This is a genomic window from Leucobacter sp. UCMA 4100 (assembly GCF_027853335.1).
Lineage (GTDB): Bacteria > Actinomycetota > Actinomycetes > Actinomycetales > Microbacteriaceae > Leucobacter_A.
In genome coordinates this window covers 2,434,235-2,461,008 of record NZ_JAFEUS010000002.1, presented here as the reverse complement: position 1 = coordinate 2,461,008, position 26,774 = coordinate 2,434,235, and the positions used below count along the sequence as shown (strand labels likewise).

General features: G+C 62.9%; 21 protein-coding genes. 9 read left to right on the top strand and 12 right to left on the bottom strand.

Annotation, left to right across the window (positions count from 1 at the left end; genetic code table 11):
- Positions 1-3: 3 nt before the first annotated feature.
- The 5 genes from JSO19_RS11405 to JSO19_RS11385 form a co-directional block, all read right to left on the bottom strand.
- Positions 4-795, bottom strand: coding sequence for an iron ABC transporter ATP-binding protein (locus tag JSO19_RS11405; protein ID WP_270911796.1), 792 nt, complete (start codon positions 793-795; stop codon positions 4-6).
- Complete coding sequence (locus JSO19_RS11400) at positions 795-1,823, bottom strand: iron chelate uptake ABC transporter family permease subunit (protein WP_270911795.1); 1,029 nt, start codon at positions 1,821-1,823, stop codon at positions 795-797. Before JSO19_RS11400 ends, JSO19_RS11405 begins: the two co-directional genes overlap by 1 nt.
- Positions 1,824-1,829: 6 nt before the next feature.
- A complete protein-coding gene (locus JSO19_RS11395) occupies positions 1,830-2,897 on the bottom strand; it encodes an ABC transporter permease (protein WP_270911794.1) in 1,068 nt (355 codons plus the stop codon).
- An 8-nt stretch (positions 2,898-2,905) separates the two neighbouring features.
- A complete protein-coding gene (locus tag JSO19_RS11390) occupies positions 2,906-3,913 on the bottom strand; it encodes a siderophore ABC transporter substrate-binding protein (protein WP_270911793.1) in 1,008 nt (335 codons plus the stop codon).
- 149 nt (positions 3,914-4,062) lie between these two features.
- Positions 4,063-4,749 (bottom strand): endonuclease/exonuclease/phosphatase family protein, encoded by a 687-nt coding sequence (locus JSO19_RS11385; protein WP_270911792.1) that lies wholly within the window; start codon positions 4,747-4,749, stop codon positions 4,063-4,065.
- A gap of 160 nt (positions 4,750-4,909) precedes the next feature.
- Between JSO19_RS11385 and JSO19_RS11380 the strand changes: the two genes are divergently transcribed.
- The 3 genes from JSO19_RS11380 (at position 4,910) to JSO19_RS11370 (ending at position 7,321) form a co-directional block, all read left to right on the top strand.
- Complete coding sequence (locus JSO19_RS11380) at positions 4,910-6,226, top strand: MFS transporter (protein ID WP_270911791.1); 1,317 nt, start codon at positions 4,910-4,912, stop codon at positions 6,224-6,226.
- A complete protein-coding gene (locus JSO19_RS11375) occupies positions 6,223-6,879 on the top strand; it encodes a carbonic anhydrase (RefSeq protein WP_270911790.1) in 657 nt (218 codons plus the stop codon). The genes JSO19_RS11380 and JSO19_RS11375 overlap by 4 nt, the downstream gene beginning before the upstream one ends.
- Before the next feature lie 175 nt (positions 6,880-7,054).
- A complete protein-coding gene (locus JSO19_RS11370; RefSeq protein WP_217134597.1) occupies positions 7,055-7,321 on the top strand; it encodes a GlsB/YeaQ/YmgE family stress response membrane protein in 267 nt (88 codons plus the stop codon).
- Positions 7,322-7,408: 87 nt separating this feature from the next.
- Here JSO19_RS11370 and JSO19_RS11365 read toward each other — a convergent pair whose 3' ends face one another.
- From JSO19_RS11365 to JSO19_RS11350, 4 genes are all read right to left on the bottom strand, one after another.
- A complete protein-coding gene (locus JSO19_RS11365) occupies positions 7,409-10,015 on the bottom strand; it encodes an ABC transporter permease (protein WP_270911789.1) in 2,607 nt (868 codons plus the stop codon).
- A 3-nt stretch (positions 10,016-10,018) separates the two neighbouring features.
- On the bottom strand, positions 10,019-10,783 hold the full coding sequence (locus tag JSO19_RS11360; RefSeq protein ID WP_270911788.1) for an ABC transporter ATP-binding protein: 765 nt from the start codon (positions 10,781-10,783) through the stop codon (positions 10,019-10,021).
- A gap of 165 nt (positions 10,784-10,948) precedes the next feature.
- Entirely contained in the window at positions 10,949-11,674 is a 726-nt protein-coding gene (locus JSO19_RS11355) for a response regulator (protein ID WP_270911787.1), read from the bottom strand.
- A 46-nt stretch (positions 11,675-11,720) separates the two neighbouring features.
- A complete protein-coding gene (locus tag JSO19_RS11350; protein ID WP_270911786.1) occupies positions 11,721-12,926 on the bottom strand; it encodes a sensor histidine kinase in 1,206 nt (401 codons plus the stop codon).
- Positions 12,927-13,045: 119 nt separating this feature from the next.
- On the opposite strand from JSO19_RS11350, the gene JSO19_RS11345 reads away from it, so the two are divergent.
- Genes JSO19_RS11345 through JSO19_RS11335 form a run of 3 tightly spaced genes read left to right on the top strand, consistent with a single transcriptional unit; the run spans position 13,046 to position 17,014 of the window.
- A complete protein-coding gene (locus JSO19_RS11345; RefSeq protein ID WP_270911785.1) occupies positions 13,046-15,118 on the top strand; it encodes an MMPL family transporter in 2,073 nt (690 codons plus the stop codon).
- A gap of 4 nt (positions 15,119-15,122) precedes the next feature.
- Positions 15,123-16,394 carry a sensor histidine kinase gene (locus JSO19_RS11340; protein WP_270911784.1) on the top strand — a complete coding sequence of 424 codons (1,272 nt, stop codon included), beginning with the start codon at positions 15,123-15,125 and terminating at the stop codon, positions 16,392-16,394.
- Complete coding sequence (locus JSO19_RS11335) at positions 16,391-17,014, top strand: response regulator (RefSeq protein WP_270911783.1); 624 nt, start codon at positions 16,391-16,393, stop codon at positions 17,012-17,014. Before JSO19_RS11340 ends, JSO19_RS11335 begins: the two co-directional genes overlap by 4 nt.
- Here JSO19_RS11335 and JSO19_RS11330 read toward each other — a convergent pair.
- Positions 17,011-17,466: a DUF3817 domain-containing protein gene (locus tag JSO19_RS11330; protein WP_270911782.1), complete on the bottom strand. Its 456-nt coding sequence runs from the start codon at positions 17,464-17,466 to the stop codon at positions 17,011-17,013. The two genes, JSO19_RS11335 and JSO19_RS11330, sit on opposite strands and share 4 nt — an antisense overlap.
- Before the next feature lie 112 nt (positions 17,467-17,578).
- Positions 17,579-19,330: an L-aspartate oxidase gene (locus tag JSO19_RS11325; RefSeq protein WP_270911781.1), complete on the bottom strand. Its 1,752-nt coding sequence runs from the start codon at positions 19,328-19,330 to the stop codon at positions 17,579-17,581.
- A gap of 77 nt (positions 19,331-19,407) precedes the next feature.
- On the opposite strand from JSO19_RS11325, the gene JSO19_RS11320 reads away from it, so the two are divergent.
- The 3 genes from JSO19_RS11320 (at position 19,408) to JSO19_RS11310 (ending at position 22,249) form a co-directional block, all read left to right on the top strand.
- Positions 19,408-20,349, top strand: a complete 942-nt coding sequence (locus tag JSO19_RS11320; protein WP_270911780.1) for a LysR family transcriptional regulator — start codon at positions 19,408-19,410, stop codon at positions 20,347-20,349.
- A 182-nt stretch (positions 20,350-20,531) separates the two neighbouring features.
- A complete protein-coding gene (locus tag JSO19_RS11315; RefSeq protein ID WP_270911779.1) occupies positions 20,532-20,984 on the top strand; it encodes a PACE efflux transporter in 453 nt (150 codons plus the stop codon).
- A gap of 284 nt (positions 20,985-21,268) precedes the next feature.
- On the top strand, positions 21,269-22,249 hold the full coding sequence (locus JSO19_RS11310; RefSeq protein ID WP_270911778.1) for a cytochrome c oxidase assembly protein: 981 nt from the start codon (positions 21,269-21,271) through the stop codon (positions 22,247-22,249).
- On the opposite strand, the gene JSO19_RS11305 is transcribed toward JSO19_RS11310, so the two are convergent.
- On the bottom strand, positions 22,246-26,628 hold the full coding sequence (locus JSO19_RS11305; protein WP_270911777.1) for an FtsK/SpoIIIE domain-containing protein: 4,383 nt from the start codon (positions 26,626-26,628) through the stop codon (positions 22,246-22,248). The genes JSO19_RS11310 and JSO19_RS11305 overlap by 4 nt on opposite strands.
- Positions 26,629-26,774: the final 146 nt, after the last annotated feature.

Sequence of the window (26,774 nt, the reverse complement as noted above, 5' to 3'; positions counted from 1 at the left end):
GCCTTAGGCCTCCGGGTGGCGGTAGTAGATCGCGACGCGTTTACCGTGATGCTCGACAACCTCAACCGGGGTTTCGAACACGCGCTCAAGCACATCTGGCGTGATGATCTCTTCGGGCGTTCCGCTCGCAACGACACGGCCCTCGGCGAGGGCGATAATGCGGTCGGCGTAGGCCGCCGCAAAGTTCACGTCGTGAATCACGAGCACCACGGTCTTGCCGAGCGCGTCAGCCGCCGCTCGAACCTGCCCCATCATGCCAACGGCATGGCGCATATCGAGGCCCGTGAGCGGCTCGTCGAGCAGCACATAGTCGGTATCTTGCGCGAGCACCATCGCAACAAAAGCGCGCTGGCGTTGGCCGCCGGAGAGCTCGTCGATGAATCGGTCTTCCATGCCGGCAAGGTCGAGAAAGGCGATCGCCGCGTGGATCGCTCGCTGGTCGGTCTCGGTGAGCCGACCAGCGGAGTGCGGGAAGCGGCCAAACGTCACGAGCTGCTGCACCGTGAGGCGCGCCATGAAGTGGTTCTCCTGCTTCAAGATCGAGACGACCTTGGCGAGTTCCTTTGACTTCGTGTGGCGCACGTCAAGGTCACCGACCGTCACCCGCCCACTGTCTGCATCGAGCAGGCGACCGATGATCGTGAGCATCGTTGATTTGCCCGCGCCATTGGGCCCGATGAGGGCGGTCACGCCGCCATGCTCAATCGTCAGGTCGATGGGCCCGAGAACGTGCCTGCCGTCATAGTTCTTCGAGATTCCGCGAAGTTCGATTCCGGTCGCAGTCGCTGCATTCATCAACGCATTCCTTTTCGCAACAAGACGATCAAGAAGAGCAGACCGCCGATAAATTCAATGATGACGGTGACGAGGCCAGCCGCCGAAAAGATGTGACGCAGAACGAAGGTAGCACCCAGAAGCGTCACGAGTGCGATGCCAATCGCAAGGGGCAAAATATGCCCATGGGTGTCGCCCTTCGCGAACTGATACGCGAGGGTCGCGACGAGAAACCCGTAGAAGGTCATGGGGCCGACCATCGTGGCCGAGACTGAAACCAGCACTGCGATGAGCACGAGCGTGGTCACGACCTCGCGCTGGTACCGCACGCCCAGACCGACCGATACGTCGCGGCCGAGCGCGACAACGTCGAAGGTGCGCCGTCGTGACCAGAAGTAGGCGAGAATGCCGAACACGATCACGGCGGCTATCGGGAGGTAGTCGGTGTTGCCCTTGCTAATGCTGCCAAACAGCCGCGCGCTCAGCACATCGAACTCGCTGGGCGTGAGCATGCGCTGCATGAAGGTTGAGATCGAGCCAAAGCCGATGCCCAGCACAATGCCAACGAGCAACAGGAGGTGCAGGTTGGCGTTTTTGCCCGAGAAGAGCCAGCCGTAAAGCAGGGTCGCAAAAGCGACCATGAGCGCGCTTTGCGCAATGATCTTCGGTATTCCCTCCATGCTCGACGCAGACGTGCCGAAGAAGAACACGAGGAGCGTCTGGCTGAGCACGTACAGGGCGTCGAAGCCAAGAATTGAGGGGGTCAAGATACGGTTCGAGGTGACCGTGTGAAACATGACGGTAGCGACGGCTTGAGCCACCGCGACCAAGGCGATCGTTCCGAGTGACCCGAGACGGGTTTGCACGATGACCCAGAAACCAGGTTGATCAAAGGGAACCGGGTTGCCATAGACGACGATGCCTATGGCAAAAGCTGCCGCCGCCACGTACACGATGGCGAGTGGCAGCGCTCTTCGCCACCACTGCATCGACGCTTCGGCGCTCTCTGGCAGATCACCAGAGCTCGCAAGTCGCACAATACTGGTCATGAGACCCTACGCTTTCCGCTGCCGCAGCAGCAGCGTGATGAACACGAATGCACCGACGACGCCAAGCACCATTGAAACCGGCACTTCGAAGGGCATGTTGATCGTTCTGCCGAGCAGGTCACAAGCCGTCACGAGCGATATACCGCCGAGACATACCCAGGGCAGGTTACTTCTCACGTTGTCGCCACGAATGAGCGACACAACGTTCGGCACAACGAGGCCGAGCAAGGGCAGGAAACCGACCACGACGACCGTCACGCCGGCAGCAATGGCAACGAGCACGGTGCCGCCAACGACGATCGCGTCGTAGCGAAGCCCAACACTCGTCGCGACGTCTTTGCCGAGACCCGCAACGGTAATACGATCGGCAATCAAAAACACACACACGGTTACGGCCGCAACGACCCAGAGCACCTCGTACCGACCGCGAACGATCTCGGTGAAGCTACCCATGAACCAGGTGCCAACCATCTGCAGAAGGTTGAATTGCACCGCAAGAAACGTCGTGAGGGCGCTAATAATCGCGCCAAGCATAATGCCAATGAGCGGCACAACGAGGGTCGTGCGAATGACGATACGGCGCAGAATGAGCATGAAGACCATTGCGCCAACAAAAGCAAAAACACTCGCGGTGATCATGCGCCCCATGAGCCCCATGTTGGGAAAGAAGATGGCGGTGAGCAACAGCCCGAGCGCCGCCCACTCCGTCGTTCCCGACGTGGTGGCGTCAACGAAACGGTTTTGCGTGAGCATCTGCATCACGAGGCCGCTCGTCGCGATCGCAGCGCCCGAGAGCACGAGAGCGAGCGTGCGCGGCACCCTCGTGATCCAGAACATTTCTGAACCAAAGTCGTCGCCCAAAATATCGAAAGCCCCCACAGAGAGCGAAGCGACGAGCAGAGCGAGCGTTCCAAGAACCGCGAGAATGAACCACAGCGGTGAACGCCTGCGCGGTTTCAGCTCGGGTGCTACCGGCTTTCCGCCCGTTTCGTGCGTAAACCCCCGACCGGGGCGCCCACCTGTATTGGTGGACGCCCCGGTCGGTTGTGCTTCACCCGGTTGGGTGGGCTTCATTCGATGACTCATGCGTTAGCGAAGGCATCCTTAATCTCATTGAAGAGAGTGGTGTACGCCTGGATACCCTCGGTGAGGTAGAAGTTGGGGTCGAGAATGACGACCTTGTCTTCCTTCACTGCGGTCACGTTCGCAAGTGCCTCTGACTTCTTGATGAGCTCTTCGGCTGGTGCCGATCCCTCTTCGCGATCCTCAGGTGCGAACGACGCATCGCGGTCGAGCGCGAGAATCCAGTCAGGGTTTGACTGCGCGATTGCTTCAACGCCGATGTCGTTACCCTTGTGGTCGTTATCGCCCTCAGCCTCAAGCGCTGCGACGAGGTCAAGTGCCGGGAAGACCGGGCCAAGCGCGCGACCTACAACCGGAGCGAGGTAGCCAATCTTGCCACCCGAGGTGTTGACGGCCATGACGCTGTCGGTGCCGTTGTAGGCATCCTTTGCGCCAGCAATGGCGTCGTCGAGCTGCTTCGTGAGCTCAGCTGCCTCATCTTCGTGGTCGAAGATCTGACCGAGAATCTCGGTCTGGCGCTTGAGCTCTGAGAACTCTTCTTCGTCATCGCGAGGTGCGATCTCGATGACCACTGCGTCGGGGTTCTGGGCCTTCAGGTCGTCGTAGTACGAGCCGAAGCGGTAGCCACCGATGATGAGGTCAGGCTGAGCAGCAACAACGGCCTCGAGGTTTGGCTCGATGTGGTTTCCCACGTCGGCAACACTCTCGTCGTCGGTGTACTCGGGCCAAGCCGAGCCCATGACGCCCTTGGGCGCTGCGGCAAGCTTGACGTCCCAGTCTGAGAGGGTGTCAAAGACGAGGTTGTCGAGTGCGACAACGGTCTCTGGGTTCACGGGAACTTCAACTTCACCGTGGTTATCGGTGATCGTTACCGTGGCGGGCGCCTTGTCTTTGGCGTCATCGGTGTTTGCCGAGTTGTCGGCAGTGTTCGAGCACGCTGAGAGCACAAGCCCAGCGGTCAGTGCAAGGGCGGTAGCCCCAGCAAACTTGTTCATTCGAATCGTCACATCGCTCCTTCGTATTTTCACAAGTAAAACGCCGATGGGAGGAGCCACCGGCGTTGGTCACTGAGTGAAAGCTGCACCGCAATCACTAACTTAGGTAAGCCTAACCTTGTGATGACGGGTTATGCAACATCAGATGTGAAAAGCCCACTTTATGCAGCGATAGGAACGAGTTTTGGCTCTGCTTGAATAAGAATTGGCAGGTGATCGCTGACTCCCTGCGGCAGGGTGTTCACGCCATTGACGGCGAAACCCGTCGAGGTTGCGAAGTCATAGTGACCCGTAAACATGCGGTACCTGGCGTAGGTGCGTGCATCACTGAGGCTGAGGTCGTAACCGAGGTCGCTCATCTCAAGCATGAGGCGCTGCTGAAACACCGGGTAGTTGTAGTCGCCCACCATGAGCGAGGGCAGCCCTGGGCCGAGCAAGTCGAGCCGCTCGAGCGCCGCGTTGATCTGGTGACGGCGCAGCGAGTTCAGCGCAGTCAGGGGCGCTGCGTGAAACGAGGCGACGACGAAGTCGTGGCCCTTTTCGGTGTCGGTCACTCTCGCAGCGAGCAACCGCTCGTGCGCTGGCTGAAGAATGCGGTCGTGCATCGACTTCTTGAGCGAAAACGAACGCGCTTCGTGAATCGTAAATCGCTCGTGTCGGGCGTAAAGGGCAAGCCCTAAGCGGTTTTGTGTCGTCGCCGAGATGAGCCGCAGCTCACCGATCTCGGGAGCGAGTGACTCGGTGTCTGCCTCTTGCAAACACAGCACATCAATATCGTGCCGTTCAGCCAGGACACTCAACTCTCGCGCCGCTTTGTTCTTGCGCAGGTTGTAGCTAATGAGTTTCAAACGTGCCCTTTCATGAGGTCTTTCATTCGTAATGTACGCGCATCAACTGTGAAAGTCACGCCCCCGCGCAAAATCGACAGAGAGCGTTCAGCACCTGTTCGGAATACTGCCTGCTTTAGACTCGAACGCATGACCTTTTTCGGCAGCGATAGAGCGCCCAGTGACCGATAAACAGCTCAGCCTCGCAGAGGCACGCAAAGTTGCGTTTGCCGCCCTCGCGGGCACCGCCATGGAGTGGTACGATTACTACCTTTTTGGCCTCGCGTCGGCGCTCGTTTTCAACCGCCTGTTCTTCACTGAACTCGACCCGTGGGCAGCATCACTCGCGGCCTTCGCCACCTTCGGCATCGGCTTCGTGGCTCGACCCGCGGGCGCCGTATTGTTCGGCATGATCGGCGACCGCATGGGGCGGCGCCCGGCCCTTATTCTGAGCGTCACGCTCATCGGCTCTGCAACCGCACTCATCGGCCTCCTTCCCGATTTCTTTGCCATCGGCGTCGCCGCACCGCTCTTACTCGTTCTGCTTCGCCTCTTGCAGGGTGTCGCGGTTGGCGGTGAGTGGAGCGGCGCCATGACCGTCGCCATCGAGCACGCCCCGCCGGAGCACCGCAACCGCTTTGCCGCGCTCGTTCAGCTCTCGTCACCGATTGCCACGTTTATGTCGAGCGGGGCCTTCGCCCTCGTACTCCTCTTACCCAGTGACTCCTTCGATGCGTGGGGCTGGCGACTCCCCTTCCTCGCCGCGCTCCCGTTGCTCGCCGTCGTCGTCGTACTGCGCAGCAAAATCGAAGAGTCACCGGTCTTCCTCGAGCTCGTTCGCGAGCAGAAGCCCGTGCGCATTCCCGCACTCGAGGTCTTTCGGCGTGCTCCCGGCCGTCTCGCAGTCGCAATTCTCGTCTCGATGCTCGGCGTCGGCGGCTTCTACTTCGTTAACACTTTTATGGTCAACTTTGCCTCTACTGAACGAGGTATCGACCGCCAGCTCATGGTCAACGCGACACTCATTGCGGCCGTGTTCCAGGTGTTCGTCACCCTCCTGAGCGGTAGGCTCGCTGAACGTTTTGGCCCCGGCCGCATCACCCTTTGGGGTGGTCTCGCAACGGCACTGTGCGCACTGCCGGTCTTCTGGCTCCTTGATACCCGCGAACCGGTTGCCGCGGTGATTGCCGTCTGCCTCGCCCTCTCATGCGTGATCCTCGCGTATGGCATCGCGGGCACGACCCTCGCCTCGCTCTTCCCCACTGAGCTTCGCTACTCGGGTGTGAGTCTCGGCTACAATCTCGCGGCGGTCGTCGGCGGCTTCTTGCCGTTTCTCGCACAGCTGTCGCTCGCACGCTCGGGCGGAGCTTCGTGGGGCCCTGCCCTCCTCTTTGCGATCTTTGGTCTCATGACCGCGTTGGGCGGCTTTCTCGCCGCGCGACTTGCCCCAGCAGGAGTACACTTTTTCGAGACGCAGCACAGTAAGGAAGCCGCATGACTCACGCACGAGTAACACCGCAAGAAGCCTGGCAAGCACTCGCCGAGGGCAACGAACGATTCATGAGTGGATCGCTGCTGCACCCGCAGCAGAATGCCGCCAGGCGTCACGCCATTACGGGTAGCCAAACCCCGAACGCGGCTTTTCTCGGCTGTTCAGACTCGCGAGTTGCCGCCGAGATTCTCTTCGACTGCGGCCTCGGTGACCTCTTCGTGGTGCGCAACATCGGCCAGATCGCCAATGCGAACACGACCGCGACGATGGAGTACGCCGTCGCGGTGCTCGGTGTCGCGGTGATCGTAGTACTCGCCCACGGCTCGTGCGGCGCGGTCGCAGCAGCAATCGATCAGACAAGTGCTTCACCCACAAAGCTCTCGCCCGCGATCGAGGCCGAGCTCGAGCACATTCAGCCCGCCGTGCAGCAGGAGTGGCTGAGCGAGCACAAAGAAACCCCCTACGTTGACGCTTCGCTCATCGACGCAGACGCGGTCGGCCGCCGTCACCTTGACGAGACCATTCACGCGCTCATGCGCAGCTCGCGCATTATCAGCGATGCCGTTGCCGACGGCTCACTCAGCATCGTTGGCTGCCAGTACCAGCTGGCCGACGGTAAGGTTGCGCCGATCGCTTCGGTCGGCCGCCTCGAAATCTAGACGCTGAGCGATCTTTTTCGTCGGTATTCGAGAAATATACCCCGTTCTAGGCGGGCACACTACATCATTTCGATGACATTTTGCGCTACCCCCTACCCATTCGCCCCGGGCTGCGAAACACTAAAACACACGGGACCCAAGGCGGATTCCGTGTGCGAAAGAGAGGGGTAACATCATGGGCTTTTTCTCATTCATCATTCTGGGGCTCATCGCGGGAGCGATCGCGAAGGCGATTCTTCCTGGCCGTAACGGGGGCGGCTGGTTCGCAACCCTCCTGCTCGGTGTCATTGGAGCGGTCGTTGGCGGCTGGCTCGGGTCGATCATCTTTGATGCATCGCTCGAGAACTTCTGGTCACTGCAAAGCTGGGCGCTCGCAATCGGCGGATCAATCGTCGTCTTGCTCATCTGGGGCCTGCTCACAGGCCGTAAGAAAGACGCATAACCACGTGAATGTTTCACGCGTTCCCGCGTGAACGCACGAGGGCCCGTACCGATAGTCGGTGCGGGCCCTCGCTGTTCCAGGGTGTTACTAAACGACCGCAAGCCCTTCGACGGGCGAGAGCCGAACCGCTCGCCTCGCCGGCAGTACCGAGGCGGCAAGACCCGCGAGCAGCGCTGCGACCACGATCACGGCGATCGCAACCCAGGGCACCACGTACTCGACGTGCCCGAACGGCGAAAGAACCGCCGTTGCCCCGGCAAAGCCGTACCCGACACCGAGCAGCACCCCGAGCACTGATGCGGCGAAGGCGGTGATGAGCGCTTCGATCGCGAGCATGCCCTTGAGCTGCCCCTTCGTGAGCCCGAGTGCCCGCAAGAGCGCGTTCTCACGGGTTCGCTCAAGCACCGAGAGCGAGAGGGTATTGCCAATGCCAATCACCGCGATGATGACGGCGACGGCGAGTAGCCCAGTCACGATGAGCAGGAGCGTCGTGATGATCGAATCGTACATGAGGCGTTCGAAAACCTCGCCCTCGACGTAGCTCACTCCCTCGATGTGCGACAGCTCATCGCGCAACTGCACGAGTTGCTCATTCGTGAGTCCGTCTTCGATGGTGATGAGGGCAGCGAGACGTTCAGATAATCCGTCGCCCGCGATCTTGGCAAAGAGCTCCGGCGTCACGACCGCGGTCGAGCTTGGCGCTCCGCCACGTGACGCGGGAACGGTGACCTCAGTTTCGGGCCCAACAAGATCGACCGTTGGCGATTCAACCTCTGACCCTATGAGTGCCTCGCCTGCTTTGAGCACCGCTTTCTTGTCTCGCGTCACAAGCGAAAATGATTCGCTGTCGATACCCCAAAGCTCAAGCAACGGTGGCGTACTCCCCTCGCCCAGGCTCTGAACCTGTGCTTGGGTGACGCGGGTGACCCCGCTCGCCGCAGAGAGGTGCTTCACGACCTCGCCGAACGATTCCTCGGCATTCTGTTTTTCGGCCTCACCCTGCGCCTCACCGTCTTCTCGTAGTTCGACGCCCGGAAGATCCTGCGGGTATGACACCACGACGAGGTCGACGGGAAAGGAGTTTTCAAGCTCGGCAGAGAGCGTGGTGCGAGCAACCTCGGCCCCGGTGTAGACGGTCGCAACGAGAGTGACCCCTACGAGCAGCGCGCTCGCGGTCGCGGCGGTGCGCTTCGGGTTGCGCACCGAGTTGGCGGCGGCGAGTTTGCCAGGAACACCCCTCGAAAAGAAGATGCGCCCGAGCAACTGCGCGATGGGCGGCACGATGAACACAATAAGCATCAGGAGCCCCACAGCACTCACAGCCGATCCGGTAAGTACCGCTCCGAGCGACATCATCGGGTCATCAAAGCGCATACCAACGATCACCACGGCGAGCCCCGCGAGGGCAAGTAGCAAGCCGAGAGTGAGGCGAACCCGACTGCCCCTTCGAGTGCCGGTTTCTGCTTCTCGCGAGCGAAGCGCCTCGAGCGGCGCAACACGGGTGGCCTCGCGGGCCGGGCCTTGGGCGGCGATGAGTGTGACGAGCACGCCAGCGATGATGGGAGCGACGACCGCGATCCACGACCACGCAAAAACCCCGACTCCGCCGGCAATTCCCATGGCACCGGCAGCCCAGACAAGCCCCGACATGAGCCCGAAAGCAAGGCCAACTCCAATGACCGAAGCGGTGACCGCCATGACGAGTGCCTCAACGAGCACCGCACCGCGCACCTGCCGCGACGAAGCCCCGACGCAGCGCAAGAGCGCGAGTTCTCGCGAGCGCTGGGCGACGAGCACCGAGAAGGTATTCGAGATCACGAGGCCCGCCACAAAGAGCGAGATGCCCGCGAAGGCGAGCAGCACGGCGGTCAGCATGGCGCTGTCATTGGTCATGCTGTTGACGGATCGATCAACCATCTCATCTGGTGTCGAGACACGAGGGTACACGAATTCGGTCTCGGGCTCTTCTCCCTCTTCTTCACTGAAGGTTGGCACTTCGAGCTGCCCGAGCGCAGCGGCAAACTCTGCCTTCGTCGTTGTTTCGTCGAGCAGCACGAGCACCCGCTGAGGGGCTGTCACGCCGACCGTCGCTTCGACGCCATCGGAGGTCGCGATGAGGTTCACAAGCCCCGCAGGTGCCGGGTTCTGTGACGGCTTCGTGATGCCTACGATTGCGAGCGGGTAGCGCGATATGGTCGCCGCTCCGTCATCACCATAGGTTTCGACCTTCACCCGCAGTTCATCGCCCAAGCCCACGCCGAGACGTTTCAGAGAGTCTGCATCGATCGCGACCTCTCCAGCGTGCTCGGGCAGCCTCCCATCCGAGACCTCACCAGGTTCTAACTTCTCCGGTAACCGCTCTCGGAGCATTGCCGTAGGCACTTCGCTCGCGTCGCTCTCGATGGCAACCATCGTCTCGACGTACCCTGCCGCGAGTTCGACCCCGGGCGTTTGCGTCACGGTATCAACGATGTCTGCAGAGAGCGAAAACCCCATGCCATCTTGCGTCGTATTTTCGACCACGACGTCGGCGGTAGCATACGATGCACCGACCGTGCTTTTCAGTGTTGCTTTCGACGACGCGTCAAGCAGCAACGTTGCGGCCATGAATGCCACGGCGAGAATGACCGCAACACCAACGGCGACGAGCCGCGACCAGTGGGCTTTAAGGCCCGCGAGGGTAACGAGTTTCATCGGTTACGCCCCCAGACTTCCGAGCGCGGCGAGAATCTCGTCGGGGCTGGCCTCGCAGCGCTCCCCCGCGATTGCACCGTCGGCAATGAGAATCACGCGGTCGGCATACGATGCGGCGAGCGGATCGTGCGTGACCATGATGATGGTCTGGCCCATCTCACGCGCGCTGCGGCGAAGCAGCGCGAGCACCTCGGCGCCCGAGCGTGAGTCAAGGTTGCCCGTGGGCTCATCGGCGAAGATCACGTCGGGTCTCTGGAGCAGAGCTCGCGCGATGGCTACACGCTGTTGCTGGCCGCCCGAAAGTTCTGACGGCTTGTGCGCGAGGCGGGCCTCGAGGCCCAAAACCGAGACGATGTTCGAGAACCATGCCCGGTCAACGCTCGTGCCGGCGAGTTCTGACGGCAGCAGGATGTTCTGCTCTGCGGTGAGGGTTGGCACGAGGTTAAACGACTGAAACACGAAGCCGACGTGCTCGCGGCGCAGCGCGGTGAGCTCGGCATCTTTGAGCCCGGTGATTTCTTTACCGCCGATGAAGACCTTGCCGCCCGACGCGGTGTCAAGGCCGGCGAGCGTGTGCATGAGCGTTGACTTGCCCGAGCCAGAAGGCCCCATGATGGCGCTGAACTCGCCCCACGCAAACTCGATGTCGAGGCTGCGAAGAGCCTCAACGGCGGTTTCACCCGCGCCATAGTGCTTCGCGAGGCCCTGCGCTCGCACCGCCGGGTACGGGGCGCTCTCTCGAAGTGTGGTGGGCTGCAAATGTGCCATGGAATCCTCCTGAGTGTGTCAGATTCCAGTTTCGCCGAGTGCGGTAGCGGGGTCTCTCGGCCGCAGTGATGAACTTTATGGGGCCGTGTTTCGCAGCATCATCCTCAGGGATGAGTGCCGCGCTCGACCCCGGCACCCTGGTACCACCGGCAACCCCGAGTGGGGTCAGGGTACGACGAGACCCGACTCGTAGGCGAAGACGACCGCCTGCACCCGGTCTCGCGAGGCGGTCTTTTGCAAGAGGTGCGCAACGTGCGTTTTCACCGTTGGCTCAGAGATGACAAGCGCCTCGGCAATCTCTTGGTTCGAGAGCCCCTGCGCGATGTGGTTGAGCACCTCGATTTCGCGCTGGGTGAGGCTCGCGAGCTGCTCCTGCAGCGCGGCGCGGCCCTGCCTTTCACCACCCACCGGAGCATCCTGCCGTGGCGCTGCAAGCATCGGCTGCACGTGGCGCAAGAGCCGCCTCGTCATGGCGGGCGAAATGACCGCGTCGCCGCGGTGCACCCGCCGAATCGCGGTGAGCAGCTCTTCTGGAGCGGCATCTTTGAGCAAAAACCCGCTTGCCCCGGCGCGGATCGCGTCAAGCACGTACTCATCAAGATCGAAGGTCGTGAGCACGATGATCTTCGGTGCGGCCTCGCCGCGTTCGAGCAGTTGCCATGTCGTCTCAATCCCGTTGACCTCCGGCATGCGAACGTCCATGAGCACGACGTCGGCCGTCACGCGCGAGAGTATTTCGAGCGCTTCGCGGCCATCGGCGGCCTCTGCGACAACCTCGAGGTCGGGCTGAGACTGAATGAGCATGCGAAAGCCGCCGCGCACGAGCTGCTGGTCATCAACGAGCGCAACCCGAATGGGGGTGCGCTCCTGCCCGGTGTTGCCGTCGCTCATCTCGGTTTTCCTCACTGCTCGTCGCTGCTCATCACTGCCGGTCGGGTTACCGCTCTTCAAAAGGGACCCAGGCGTGCACCGCAAATCCGCCGCCAAGACGGGGCTGCGCGACGACGCTTCCACCATAGAGTGCCACACGCTCCTGCATGCCGCGTATCCCGTGACCGCCGCCCTCGGGCGTCGGGTCTGCGCCAGCGCCACGGCCATCGTCAATGATCGCGATGAGGAGGCCCGCGGGCTCCCAGCCGAGGCTGACATCTGCGGTCACCCCTGGTCCGGCATGCTTGAGCACGTTCGTGAGTGCCTCTTGAACAACACGGTACACCGCGAGCTCGGCGCCCTTTGGCAAGCGGTGCGGGGCGCTGCGCGCGCTTCCCTTCGTGAGACTCACGCTGAGGCCCGAGGCTGCAAGTTCGGCAATAAGACTGTCAAGCGTCGCAAGGTCTGGCGCTGGGCCCATCGCCATGACCTCGTCCTGGCGCAGCACTCCGAGCAACCGCCGCATCTCTTGCAGCGATTCGCGCGCTGTCGCGGCAATCGTGCCGAGCGTTTGCGGGGCGATCTCGGGCTCGCTCACCGCGGCGTACCGCGCACCGTCTGCCTGCGTCACAATGACCGAGAGCGAGTGCGCAACAATGTCGTGCATCTCGCGGGCGATGCGGGCACGCTCCTCGGCTGCGGCGAGCGCCCGCTCCTGCTGCTGCTCATACTCGAGCCTTCTCGCTCGCTCGGTGAGTTCACGCAGGAGGGCTGCTCGCGACCGTTGTACGTTGCCCAGCAGCCATGCCGCCGAGATGAGCGCTGCCGTGAGCAGCCAAACCATGGCGCGCATGAGTGTGTTCATCTCGTTAACGAAGAGTAGCGAGTCGTACCGGAAGAAGGCGATAACGACGCCGAGGTACGCAAGCCCGAGGCCGCCGAGGCTCGCCCACCTCGGTGCATAGTACGCGAGGGCGTGCACGACGATGAGCAGCGAGACGTTTGCTGGCAGTAGCGGGAAGCCGATAGCCGCCTGCACGAGAAAGAGCGCCGCGACCAAAGTGCTCGAGGCGACGGTGTGGCTTCGCCGAAACGCCACGGGAAGAGTGAGTAACGCCGAGAGCCCTCCCACGATCACGATGGCTCGCAGCGAGAACCCGCCGTCAGCAAAAACAAGCAGTGAGAGCGTCGAAACGGCCCAGAGCACCAACGCGATGAGCGCGTCAACGATGCGGGTACGCGGTGCCTTGTGCGCGTTTTCGGCTCGGGTCATACGGGTACGTTACCGTGTTCTGCCGCGAGCAACCCGCGACCGTCTCAACCTTTTGGGTGAGATGAAAACCCGCCGCACCCCCGATGAGGTATCGCCGCTCGGCTGGTGAGGTGGAAGGTATGAAAAACATTCCCCCGCGCGCCAGACGCGCAGCCTTCATTGCAACCCCGCGGGCATCGTGGCTGTCACTCGCCGTCATGCTCGGCGTGTTCATCGCACTGTTCGGCGTATTCGGCTCGAGCACGGCGCCATCGCTCAATGCCTCGTCGGCTCAAGACTCTGAGTCGGCCAAGGTCGCCGAGCTGCTCACCGAGTTCGACAACGCAGACCGTCAGAGCGTTATGGTTGTCGCGACCGCGAACGGCGCAGACTCCCTCAGCGAAGAGCAGTTGGAAGGCATCGAACTGCTCTCACCGGCGCTTGAGCCTTACGCGGCCGATGAGATCTCCGGGCCCCTCACCAGTGCTGACGGTGAAGCGGCCCTCATGATCGTGCCCATCACGACGGGCGATTCGAACGCTGAGACGGCCGAGACCATCGGCTCGATACGCGAGGCCATCGCTCCCGTTTCCCCAGACGAGGTGACGCTGCTCGTGACTGGCGGGCCGGCCTTTGGCGCCGATATTGCCTCTGCCTTTGACGGAGCCGACTTCACGCTCCTCCTCGTCACAATCATCATCGTCGCGGTGCTGCTCATCGTGACCTACCGTTCGCCAGTACTCTGGCTCATCCCGCTTGTCGTTGTCGCCCTGGCCGATGGCTTGGCCGGTCGTGTGACCGCGGCCGCGGGAAGCGCCTGGAATCTGCAGTTTGACGCGGGCATCATTAGCGTGCTCGTGTTTGGCGCGGGCACCAACTACGCGCTCCTGCTCATTTCTCGATACCGCGAAGAACTCACGCGGCACGAGCATCACCGGACCGCGCTGCAGGAAGCCTGGCGGGCGACGCTGCCCGCGATCCTCGCCTCAAATGTCACCGTCGTACTGTCGCTACTCACACTCGTGCTCGCGGTTATTCCAGGCACACAGGGGCTCGGCATCTCGTCGGCGCTGGGTCTCGCGATCGCGCTCGGCGCCGTGCTTTTTCTGCTCCCTCCCATCCTCTCGCTCAGTGGTCGCAAGATCTTCTGGCCATTCGTGCCACACCCTGCTGCGCCCGGCTCGCCTGAGCCTGCGAAACGCAATGTTTGGCGGGGGATCGCTACGACGGTGAGTCGTCGCCCTGTGGTGAGCCTTGTCGCTGGGCTCGGTCTGCTCGGCATCATGACGACGGGGCTTCTTGGAACGAGCGTCGGGCTCAACCAGGTCGAAAAGTTTCGCGTGCAGTCTGAGTCGGCCGAGGGGCTTGAAACGCTCAGCGCACACTTTCCCGCTGGCGAAGCGCAGCCCATCTGGGTTGTCGCGAAGACCGATACCACCCCGCAGGTCGTCGAGGCCGCTGCGAATGTTGACGGCATCGTACGTGCTCACCCGGTGGGAGAGCCGAGCGAAGCCGGGATGGTCAAGGTCATGGTCACGAGCGAGCACGTTCCCGGTACCGCCGAGAGCCTCGAACAGATTCGTGAGCTGCGCGAAGCCGTGCACGCGGTGCCAGAGGCAGACGCGCTCGTCGGCGGCGCCGTGGCTACCGACGTCGATGCGCGCGACGGGAACGCACGAGATCTGCTCGTCATTGCACCGCTCATTCTCGCCGTCAGTTTCTTGGTGCTCCTCGTGCTACTGCGTTCGTTTGTCGCTCCGCTCCTGCTCATCGTCATCAACATCGCGAGCGCGGTCGCGGCGGTGGGGGCGGGAGCCTGGCTCAGTCGCACGCTCTTCGAACAACAGGCGCTCGACCTGCAGGTACCGCTCCTCTCCTTCCTCTTTCTCGTGGCGCTCGGTATCGACTACACGATCTTTCTCGTACACCGCGCCCGCTCAGAGGCCGGGGTACTCGGCACGAGAAACGCGATGGTCGAGGCCGTCACCCATACCGGCAGCGTCATCACGAGCGCTGGCATCGTTCTTGCCGCGGTGTTTGCGGCCCTCGGCGTGCTCCCGCTCGTGACGCTCGGTCAGCTCGGCCTCATCGTGGGCCTCGGCGTCGTGATCGACACCCTCGTCGTGCGCACCGTCATCGTGCCCGCGGTGTTCAGCATCGTGGGCGAGAAGGTGTGGTGGCCTGGTAGCCCCGCACCGAAGGCGAGAGAATAGGGTCATGGCCCTCGTACGCACTCCGCTCGCACCGTTTGAACCAGACGACTCATCGCCGTCGGCTCGAACGGTGCGAGCCATGGAGCTCGGGCAGCACGGGATGGCCCTGCTGCTCACGGCTGTCGGCGTCATGAGGGCGGTGCAGACGGGAACACCCGTCGGCTGGGCCCTCGCCGCTGGCTTCACGCTCCTGGCGTGGCACGCGGCAGGCGGGTTCCTTCCCTCTGGCGACGCCGGGCGCGCTCCCCTCACGTGGTGGCTCGTGAGCTTCGCCCTCGTCTGGGTCGCCACCGTCGCACTCTCGCCGGAGTTCGTCTGGCTCGCTTTCCTTCTTTGGTTGCTCGCCGGCCACCTCTTTTCGCTTGGCGCGGCCCTCACCTTCTCTGCGTGTATTCTCGTGGTCACGATCGGAGCGCCGCTGGCCCACGACGGCACCATCTCGCTCGCGAGCATCGTTGGCCCCCTCGTCGGCGGCACCTTCGCGCTCGGCATCTCTCGCGGCTACCTTCAGTTGCTGCACGATGCCGAAGAACGAGAACGGCTTGTGCGCACGCTCACCGAAGCGCAGCGAGAAATGGCGTCTCTGCAAGACGAACTCGCCCAGGCGCAGCGCGAATCGGGCGCAATTGCAGAGCGCACTCGCATTTCCCGTGATCTCCATGACACCGTCGCTCAGTCACTCTCATCGGTGAAACTCATCGCGCACGCGGCAGGTGATCCGCTCAATGAAACGAGTGGCACGGCAAAGGCCCTCGGCCAAATCGAGGCCCTCGCGAGCGAAAGCCTCGCCGATGTCAGGCGCATCGTCGCGGCGCTCAGCCCCGCCGAGCTCGAGCAGGGTGCCCTCCCGAGCGCGCTTCGTCGCATGCTCGACCGACTCGCCGAAGAAGCCGACCTTGCAACACAGCTCGCGATCGATGGGTCCCTCCCTGCCCTGCCGCCCGAGACCGAAATCGCACTGCTGCGCACCGCCCAGTCAGCCCTCGCGAACGTGCGACAGCATGCCCAGGCCTCACACGTTGTCGTGAGTCTGATCGACGCAAGCGACACCGTTCGCCTCGACATCATCGACGACGGCCGCGGTTTCGACCACGACCTCTGGGCCGCACGCGACCAAGAGCCCCACGGCAGTGCCGCGAGCTTCGGGCTGCGGTTCATGCGCACAAGACTCCGCGAGTTGGGCGGCGGTCTCGAGATCGAGAGCATGCCGGGCGAGGGCACAGCGCTCTCAGCGTTTCTTCCCATGCACCGTTTCACCCCGAAAGAGGTCTCATGAGCATCACCGTTCTTCTCGTCGACGACCACCCCGTTGTGCGTAGCGGCTTAAGGGCTGTGCTGAGCGCACACCCCTCACTCACGATCGTCGCTGAAGCGGCCACGGGCGAAGAGGCGCTCAGCCTCGCACAGCACCTTGCCCCCGCAGTCGTCCTGTGCGATCTACGGCTCGGTGACGGAATCGACGGCATTGAAACGACAAAGCGTCTGCGCGAACTCGACGACGCCCCGATTGTGCTCATGCTCACCACCTTCGATCGCGACGCCGAGGTGATCGGCGCCATCGAGGCGGGGGCCGCTGGCTACCTACTCAAAGATGCCGAGCCAGAAAGCATCGCTGAGGCAATCGAGCGGGCAGCGCGCGGTGAGATCGTGCTCTCACCCGAGCACGCGACGCGGGTGTTGCACGGGGTGCGTAACCCGCCGCCCAAGCTCACCGAACGCGAGATTGATGTGCTCGCACTTCTCGCGACGGGAGCGACCAACCGTGAAATCGCCAAGGCACTCTTTGTGACCGAGGCGACGGTCAAGAGTCATCTCTCGCACCTGTTTACCAGACTTCAGGTCGACACCCGTTCGAGGGCCGTGCATGAGGCACGGGAGCGAGGCTTCATCGACTAATCGCGGGAGACCGGAGGCCCGACATACAGGAGCGCGAAAAAGACCGCGATAACGACCGCAATGAGCACAAGCAACGACACGAGAGGTCTGCGCAAGACGAGCGCTAGCGTACGTTCAATGAGGCCTCGTGGTTCGTCGCCTCCGGGAGCAAGCCGCCACGGGCCGCTGAGCAGCCCGCGCTTGTTGATCGCAATCTCGAGAGGAACGGTCGCAAAAGGCACCGCCGAGATAACGAGACTCACGATGCCAAGCCCGGCTCGCCAACGCTGGTTCACCCACACGAGCACCGTCGAGACGCAATACGCGAGAAACACAAACCCGTGAACGCCTCCCGCAATCGGTACGGCGGCAGCGGTGACACCGGTAGCCCGAAGCACCAGGGCCACGATAAGTCCCGCCCAAGTCACCATCTCGGCGTTAGCAAAGATGAGAAAGAGGGTTCTCGGCGACATGTCACTCCTCGGGTGTCTCGATTGTCGTCGTGCTCATCACACGCTAGCCGCACAAATGAAAAGGTTCCCGTGCGAACGCTCTGAGGAGGAGCTTTCGCACGGGAACGGTCTGTTACTCGGCCAGCTTGCCCTCGGGCGAGTCGTCGATCCACTCGTTTGCGAGCTTATTCAGCCACTCGGGGGCCTCGGCCACGGGCTCGAAGACCACGCCGGTCGACGGGCTCCAAACCATGTTGCCCTTCAGCGCGTCGTCTTGCTCAGGGAAGTCTGAGCGGTTGTGGCAGCCGCGTGTCTCACGGCGCTCGAGCGCCGACTCGAGGGTCGCACGGGCGGCAAGGAGCGAGCCGTAGAGGTCGAAGGCGTGGGCGAGGTCGTCGAAGCCTGCAATGTCGGGGTGAGCCGTCACGTGCCCCGCGCGGGTCTCGAGCTCGGCGAGCTTGCGCAGGCCCTCGAGCAGCCCCTCTTCGCTTCGCACGACGCCGGCGTGCTCGGTCATGAGGTCACGGAGCTGGCGCTGCAAGAGCCTCGGGCTTTCTTCGCCGCCGCCCGTGAGCAGCGCCTGCATCTCTTCGCGCGCCTCGTGCACCATGGCCGGGTCACGCTTCACCTCGGTGAGTCCCTGCACGTACTGCGCGGCGTCGCCGCCCGTGAGCCTGCCGTACACGAGCAGCTCAATGAGCGAGTTGCCACCGAGCCGGTTCGCGCCGTGCAGGCCACTCGCTGCCTCGCCGATCGCCCAGAGGCCATCGACACCGGTGCGGTGCTCGTCGGCACTCACCCAAACGCCACCCATTGAATAGTGAGCGGTCGGTGCGACCTCGATGGGCTCCTTCGTGATGTCGAGCATCTGCATGTCAATGAGGTTGCGGTACACGCGGGGCAGCTTCTCAAGAATCTGCTCACGCGGCAGATGCGATACGTCGAGGTACACGCCGCCCTTCTCGGTACCGCGCCCCTCGGTGATCTCGGTGTAGTTCGCGAGTGCTACGCGGTCGCGAGTCGAGAGTTCCTTGCGAACGGGGTCGTAACGCTCCATGAAGCGTTCGCCCTCACTGTTGCGCAGCACGCCACCCTCACCGCGGGCCGCCTCTGAGACAAGGGTGCCAGCAGCATCTGAGGGCTCGAGCAGCCCCGAGGGGTGGAACTGTACGAGCTCGGCGTCGCGAATCCTGGCGCCTGCGAGGGCTGCGAGGCGGAACGAATCACCCGTGTTTTCGTCGCGTCGGCTCGAGGTGTGGCGCCAGATACGGGTGTGGCCGCCGGCCGCGAGAATAACGGCGTCAGCGTGAATAACGACGGGGGTTCCGTCAACAATGTCGAAGCCGTAAGCACCAAAGATTCGGCCATCAGCCACGAGCAGGCGGGTGATGTACACGCTGTCGATGATGGGAACCTGCAGCTCCTGCGCGCGCCTGAGCAGGGTGCGCTGAATCTCGAGGCCCGTGTAGTCGCCCGAGTAGCAGGTGCGGCGATAGAGGTGAGCGCCGAAGAAGCGCTGGCTGATGCGCCCGTCTTCCTCACGCGCGAAGGGCATTCCCCAGCGGTCGAGATCGTCGATTCCCTGGGCCGCGTTCTTGGCGACGATTTCAACGATGTGCGGATCAGCGAGCATGTACGACTCGCGCAACGTATCGGCCGCGTGCTGCTGCCAGCTGTCTTCAGGATCCATCGTGCCAAGCGCGGCATTGATGCCACCGGCTGCGAGGGTGGTGTGCGCATCGTGCTTACGACGCTTGCCGACCGCGAGCACCTGCACCCCCTGCTCTGAAAGCTCGATGGCCGCGCGAAGCCCCGCGCCGCCGGTGCCAATGACGAGCACCGCGGTGGTCATCATTCTCTCTGGTTGTGGTGTCTCTTTTTCCATGGCCCCCACGCTAGATCTGATCTTTCAATTACTCCAATGCATTGTTTTCATGAGAACAATGCGTTTAGGCTATTGACATGAATCTTGAACAGCTGCGTGGTTTCGTGGCAATCACCAAAACCGGCAACTTTACGCGGGCCGCAGACCAGCTGCACCTCGCCCAGCCGTCGCTCAGCAGGCAGATCGCATCGCTCGAACAGAACCTCGGCATTGAGCTTTTTAACAGGGTGCGCGGCAATGTGACCCTCACCGCTGCCGGCGAACGACTACTACCCATCGCACGACGTATGCTCGCCGATGCCGAGACGGCCCACCACGAAATGGCCGAGCTCGCAGGCCTTCGAAGCGGTCGCATTCGCCTCGGGGCGACTCCCACCCTGTGCACAAGCCTCGTGGTCGAGGTACTCACAGAGTTTCAGGCGAGCCACCCGGGCATCGACCTAGAGATTGTCGAGAGCGGTTCGCGCAGCCTTATCTCTGCCCTCATCGAGGGGTCTCTCGATCTCGCACTCATCGTGACAAGCCTCTCTTCTGGCGCCGACCGCGCCGTGCTCGAACTGGAGCCGCTGCTGCTCGAGCGCCTCGTCGTTGTCTCAGGGGGCGCGTTCCCCACACCATTTGAGAGCGAGCAGCGAGTCACCCTTCGGGAACTCGCAACCGTTCCTCAACTCATGTTTCCCGACAACTACGACCTTCGCGGGGCTATCGATACCGCCATGTTGGCAGCCGACCTCACGCCGAATGTTGCGTTAACGGGAGCCGAGATGGACGCCGCGCTGCGCTTCACCGAACGCGGCCTCGGCGTCGCGGTCGTGCCCGCGATGATCACGGTTGACCGGCCAAGCCTTCGCGTCACCCCACTCGTCGAGCCAGACCTCACCCGCACCGTGAGCCTCGCGAGGCGAACCGACATGGCGCCGACCCACGCGGGAGCCGCTCTGCAGGCCCTCATTCACGATGTTGCGGCCCGCTTTACAGCGCCGGGAGCCGCGACCGAGCACCTCGTACAAACCGCTTAGTCGCCCTCCCTCATCGCCCCGGTTTTGTCGGAGCTTGCCTGTGCACGTGCCCAGCAGACCGTTGCTAAGATTTCCTGAACGAACCGCCTCAGCGCTTCGCCCGTGGCTCAGCCACACCATGTTTCATGTGCCATGGACGTGAACCCGCAAGGACTTCCCATGCTCAACACTCGGGAGGAACCATGTCGCCCATCGTGCGTCGAATCGTCTACGTGCTCGTTTTCGAGCTGCTCGCCATCTCACTCGTGGCATTTACCTTTTCAGCCCTCGGCCATAGCGGCTCGAGCGCGATGGCGACGGCCGTGGTGTCGTCGGTCATCGCCATGACCTGGAACTTTATTTGGACGAGCCTCTTTGAGGCGTGGGAGCGCCGCCAGCCGTCACAAACGCGAACGGTTCCGCGCCGCATCGCGTACTCGCTCGGCTTCGAGGCGGGCCTCGTCGTCTTTCTCGTACCCGCCATGGCATTGCTGCTCGGCGTCGGGCTCCTCGAGGCTTTCTTGCTCGACATCGGGCTCATGGTCTTCTTCCTTGTCTACGCCTTCGTCTTCTCGTGGCTCTTTGACCTCATCGTGCCAAGGCGTGACGAGAAAGACGCTGGCGGCAGCCCAGAGGCTGAGCCAGAGACACTCTAAAGCCCGCTCTGCCGCGATGCCCGGCTGGCATGCCCCTACAGAGACTGCTACGGTGGGGGCTGACTACGGCGGGAAGCATGGGGTGAGCCGTTTTCACCCGGTGATTCCTTTCTGTCGTGTTCCGAACCGAGACCCCTCGGGTTATGCCACCGACGTTCATCGCGGCAGGGCCTTCGATCGTGACCAGAATGCGCATTGCGCGCTGGCCACGAAAAGCAACCACCGTGAGCGATCCGCATGATCTGGGTGGATCAGAAGCCGCAAGAAAATAAGGGTTGCCCTCAATGACCGCGACGCCGTTCCTGGCAGCAATGTCCATTTTGACGCGTTCGAACATCGCGCCGATGTTCGATCCCGCCGAGTTTGTCAGGATCGGTACCGACACGATCACCCCGCTCGCTTGGGCCTCGGTGCTCGTGTTCATCGCGTACCTCGCGGGCGTCATTTCCCTCCGGCGCAGACGGAAGAAGTGGAACGCTGCCTCAAGCATCTCGTTCCTGCTCGGCTGCGCCGTGTGGTTCTTCGTGACCGGCACGTCGATGAATGGGTTCGCCGATTCACTCGTTTCGGTGCTCATCTTTCAGCAGCTCACTCTGCTCGTTTTCGTTCCTCCGCTTCTGCTCATGGGTTCACCGGGCAGGCTGTTGCTGAAGGCCATGCCGCACACGGGCCTTGGCGGCTCGATCTTGCGGGCGGCGCTCGGCGCCTACCGTTCGCGCACCGCATACGTGCTGTTGCACCCGATCATGGTCATCGTGGTTCCGCTCATTTTCTTCCCGGCACTGTACTTCACCGATGCCATCAGCCTCGTGCTCGCACTGCCTGGCGGCCACGCGATGCTCCTCACCACCATCTTGGTGTTCGGTACGATCGCGGCGGCGCCGCTCTGGGCGAGGGACCCGCTGCCGCGAACGCCCTCGTATGCCGTGCGCCTTGTCGAGGTGTTTGTAGAAATTCAGATTCACGCGCTCTTTGGTCTCATTCTCATTCTCGGCGATGGCGACCTCTTCTCTTGGTACTCGGGTGACCCCTCGGGCTGGGATCTCACGCGGGCGGCCGACGAGTCAATCGGCGGAACCCTTGCCTGGAGCTACGGCGAGATTCCACTCCTCATCGTTCTCGCGGTGACCCTCTCGAAGTGGCGCAACCGCGATATGAAGACGGCCTCGCGCCGCCAGGAGGCCGAAGACGCCGAGCTCGACGAGTACAACGCTTACCTCGCGGCCCAGGCGCGGGCCGAAGAGCGCCGCCCCTCGACCCGCTAGCGCCTGCCGACTGCAAGATCGTCGACCGTTTCTCGCGGAGCGCCTGAGCGCATGCTCTGCACGAGCGTCACTTGCCCCTGCTCACACCAGTACCCCCTCCCCTCGCTCATCGCGACCGGTTGCGAGCGCGGCAGCCGAACGCCCAGAAGCTCGCCGTCGTAGTCGACGTCTGGTTGCAACAGGAGGCCGCACCGCGAATCACGGAGCTCGGCGCTCCAGTGGCCGTAACGCTGCCGCAACCTCGAGCTGTGCCCCGCGGCGACGATCGTGAGCCCCGCGGGGGTCTGTCGCAAGAGCTGCTCTATCTCACCGCGCTCGTCATCGATTTCGTCTGCATCATCAATGATGAGAAGCGCTGGGGTGCTCCTCTCCCGGAGGGATCGCACGATCTCGCTGATCGCTTCGGCCGTGACCGCGACGCAGGCGTCGACGGGGATCGCGAGAGGCGATGCCTGAGAGCAGACGACCCACACGCCAAGCTCACGCTCGCAAACTGCTCGAAGTGCCCCGAGCAACGTTGATTTGCCCGACCGCGACGGCCCAGCAACGAGTACGTGCTGCCCGGGCCTCAGCTTCGCAACGACGGGCGCGAGCCCCGCTTCGTCGATGCCAATGGGAAGCTCAAGCGCTCCCTCGCGCAGGCTGAGGAGCGCTTCGAGACTCGCAGCCATCACTTCGCGAGGCATAACGGCAGCTGGGTCTCGCAAATGTTGGCCGCGTCGGCCCGCCCCGAGCGTTCGCACCGTGGCCTCAACGCTCTTCGGTGGTTGCACTATTTGCAGGTGATGACCCGACGCTGTCTCGATGCACCGCCCCGGCGTATCTGCAGGCATGTCGACTGCCCGAATACCCAAGGCCGCGTAGTCGTGCGGGTTTGGTAGGCGAAACACCCACCGCTGTTCAGTGAGCGCATCGATTGCCGTCGGAACCGATGCGGCTCGGTGCGCCGACATCGCCGTGTGCATCGCAACGCTCGGCCCATCGGCGTAGACCCGCATCAACAGATCGAGTAGCCGTTGCCCATCATGGTCTTGGTACTCCTCTCTGAGCTCAGTGAAACCGTCAACGTAGATGAGCATTAGTTCGTGCTCCCTGTTGCTCGCCTGCCGCGCCCGCAGCTCTTGATGCAAGAAGCGAATGAGCCGGCTGCGCTGTTCAGCAGCGTCGGGCCCGGATGACACGACCGTGCGCGTGGCAGGTGACCCCGCAAAAGCGTCAAACGTGCCGCGCCCCATCTCAAGAAAGAACAGCTGGCAGGGCCTTCGCCGTGAATCGTGCAGCGATGCCAGCGCAAGCTGCACGAGAGCGTTACTCGTTCCGCTCCCTGGTAGCCCAAGCAGCAAAAGGTTTCCCTCGTTTACGCGCCACCCGCTCGCGTACTGTCGTTGCCGTGGCGGATCGTCAGCGAGTGCCACCACAAGCGTGCTCCCAGCGCGCTTCTCAGCCGCTGCCACACGATCAAGCTGTTCTCGGGAAAGCTGACCGGGTAACGGTTCGGGCCACACTCTGCGAGGGCGCCCCAGCCCGAGACGGTCAGCGGCGAGGGCAATCACCGAGATCGTGTGTTGCGCGCCGTCGTTGGCGTCCCGTTCGTTCGCTCTCTGCCCGAACGTTGGAATCGATTGTTCAGTTCTCCGCACAGGCGCAGCCTTCTCAAGCCGCCTGGGTCTGAACGGAGCTGCTTTACTGAGTCTCACGGCATCGCGGGGGCCGCGAGAGGCTTCGCCGCGCACCATCGCGGTTTGCACCTCGACCACCTCGCCCCTCCCTAAGCGAAGCAGTGCCCTGCCTGTCTGGTGCCGGGAGAGGTATGCGGCGGCAGAGGATTCAATAACCTGCAACGAATCTTCGGGGCTTTGCACCCGAAGCGCAACCCGCAAGTTCGTGTTTGCGAGAATATCTTCGGTCACGACGCCAGCGGGTCTCTGGGTCGCAAGCACCAGGTGAATACCAAGCGTCCTTCCGACCGCGGCAATGCTCACGAACGAGGCCAAGACACTGGGCAGCTGTTGCGCGAGCATCGCACACTCATCGACCACGAGCACGATTCGCGCCATCGGCTCTGCGGGTTTCGTTGCGCGGTATGCGTCGAGCGTGTCGATGGTGTGACCGGCGCTTGCGAAGAGCCGCTGCCGTCGCACGATCTCTGCCTCGAGCGCGGTAATCGCTCTCGCTGCGAGCTGTGCGTCAAGGTTGCTGAGCGTGCCGACCGTGTGCGGGAGCTGCTCGCAGTCAGCAAACGCCGCCCCACCCTTGAAATCAACGAGTATGAAATTCAGCGCTTCGGGGCTGTGGTGCAGTGCGAGACTGATGACGAGCGTTCTCAAGAACTCTGACTTTCCAGACCCAGTGGTTCCGGCCACCAGAGCGTGCGGCCCGTCGCGCACCAGGTCAATGTGCTGTATCGCCCCGGCACGCATACCCACCGGGGCTCCAACACCCTCACTCGTGCTCCAGAGTTCATGCACCCGCTGCACCGTGACCGTTGCCTGTTGCACGGCTTGTTTCTGAGCATGGCTTCGCGGTTGCGTACCCTGGAGCACCTCAGCGAGCCTCACTTGGGTTGGAATGATGTGTGCGGCCTCTTGCTGTTCAGGGTCGCGCAACCTCGCGAGCGAGCGCGCACACTCGAGCGCTTCGTTCCCACTCATTCCGCTCACGGTAAAAGGCTCATTTTCACTGTGTGAAGTGCCCTGACAAAGCCAAGCTTTTCCATCGCGCCCGATGCTCACGGTCGTCTCACACTGCGCTGGCAAGGCGTCGCTACTCTCGGCAAGAACCAGCACGATATTTCGTGCTTTCTCACCGGGCTGAAGCGCAACAAGCTGTCGCATGCCAGCCCACCCTGCTTCGCGCAGGGTGTCGGTATCAATGATCGTGATGCTCACGCGCGTCGATTCTGCTTGCTGCTGCGAGCACAGCTGCGCAAATTGCGTTCTCGCTGCCCCGGGCCCCGACGCACACCAGAAGGCTTGCACTGATTGCTTGCCGCGGGAAGCATGGGGCAAAAGGCTCACCCAGCTCCAGTCTCGCTCGTACTGCGGGTCGCTCACCACTGCAGTAAGGAGATCTGCCGGCCCACAGTGCACCGCGAGCTGAGCGAGAATACCGCGCACGAGTGCCACCGAGGTCTCCCTGTCGCCGACAATACCGAGCATGCCGCTTTGCAGTTCGCCGAGGTCAACGGTGATGGGAAGCGCGTGCTGCCTGTGGCACAGCACCGGGGCTTCCTGCGAGGGCCTGTCGCTCCAGCGCCCTCCCATTTTCCCAAGCGGCGGTCGCCAGACCACATCGCCTACCCCGAGCCTTACCGTGGCGAAGTGAGGCTCTCCGGCACGGCGCTTCCACAGTTCAACGCTCGGCAGCATCGCCCGCCGCAATACCACCGAGAGATCAGGGGCAAGTGACTCGAGACCCCTCCGCTGCATCGTCGCGGCCTTATGCACAGCACCGAAAAACTGTGCCACGCGATCAATCTCCTGCTGCTTCGCCTCCCCACGGCTGCGACGAGCTTTGAGGGCTTGGCCCAGATATCCGAGCAACGAAGTCACTGGCCCGAGTGCGGCGAACAGCATCATACGAGCGTCGCCAAGCATCACCGCGAAGATACCGGCGATGACGATCGGGGCGACGAGCATCAGTACGGCCGGCTTCGCGGCACGCCCCTCACGTTCGACCGGAGGTTTAGGCGGTTCCAGCACCTCCTGCGCAGGCTCCTGCCGGGCCACGGGTGAACGGCTAAACACCGCTGTCGCTCCCTCCGCTCCCCCTCCCTCAAGCTCGGGGAGTTGCGCTCGCTGCTCACGCAACGAGGGTCGCACCCTCAGGCGAGTCTGCCCCACCGTGATCGTGGCTTCGCTTCGCAGCAACAGTCCCTCGGAGCCGACTAAGGCTTCGTCGACCAGTGTCTCTTTCCCCTCAGCGGTATGACGAATGCGCACCCCATCGGCCTCACGCTCCAGGGTGCAGTGCCGGGCTGCCACGCCCCGGCACTCAAGCACAAGGTCGCAGCCAGGGTCGCTTCCCACGGTCACCACCCGATGTTTGGCGAGACCCACGACAGCGCCGGCCCTGGAGCCCGCAGCGACCGAGAGCACCCAGCCGGCGAAAGGCCGCACCGCGTTCACAGGGTGTTCGGCGAGGCGTGCTCCCTCAACCAGGGCAAGGTCAGCGAGCCTCAGCAGCGGCGTCAACGGAACACCGTCGAGCGACACGCTCAGCCAACCACGTATGCCGTGTGCGCGCAAAGCGTCGAGCAGATCGCGCACGGTCGCGCCGGGAGCCCAGCTCTCCAACTCGAAAATGCTCGTCTCACCCCGGGGCGGATCAACGACGATGCGCATCACGCCGCCTCGCGGGTTGCTCTCTGGCACGGTCATACATCGGGCTTCGTTCCTCTCTTCGCCCGCCCTGGTTCACCAGAGCCAGCAACGCTCGTGAGAGTAACGCTAAGGGGCGCCGAGCCTTCACGGCCCGGCGCCCCCAGCTTTCGAATCAACCGTGCGCGAGTTACCCCTGTGAACGC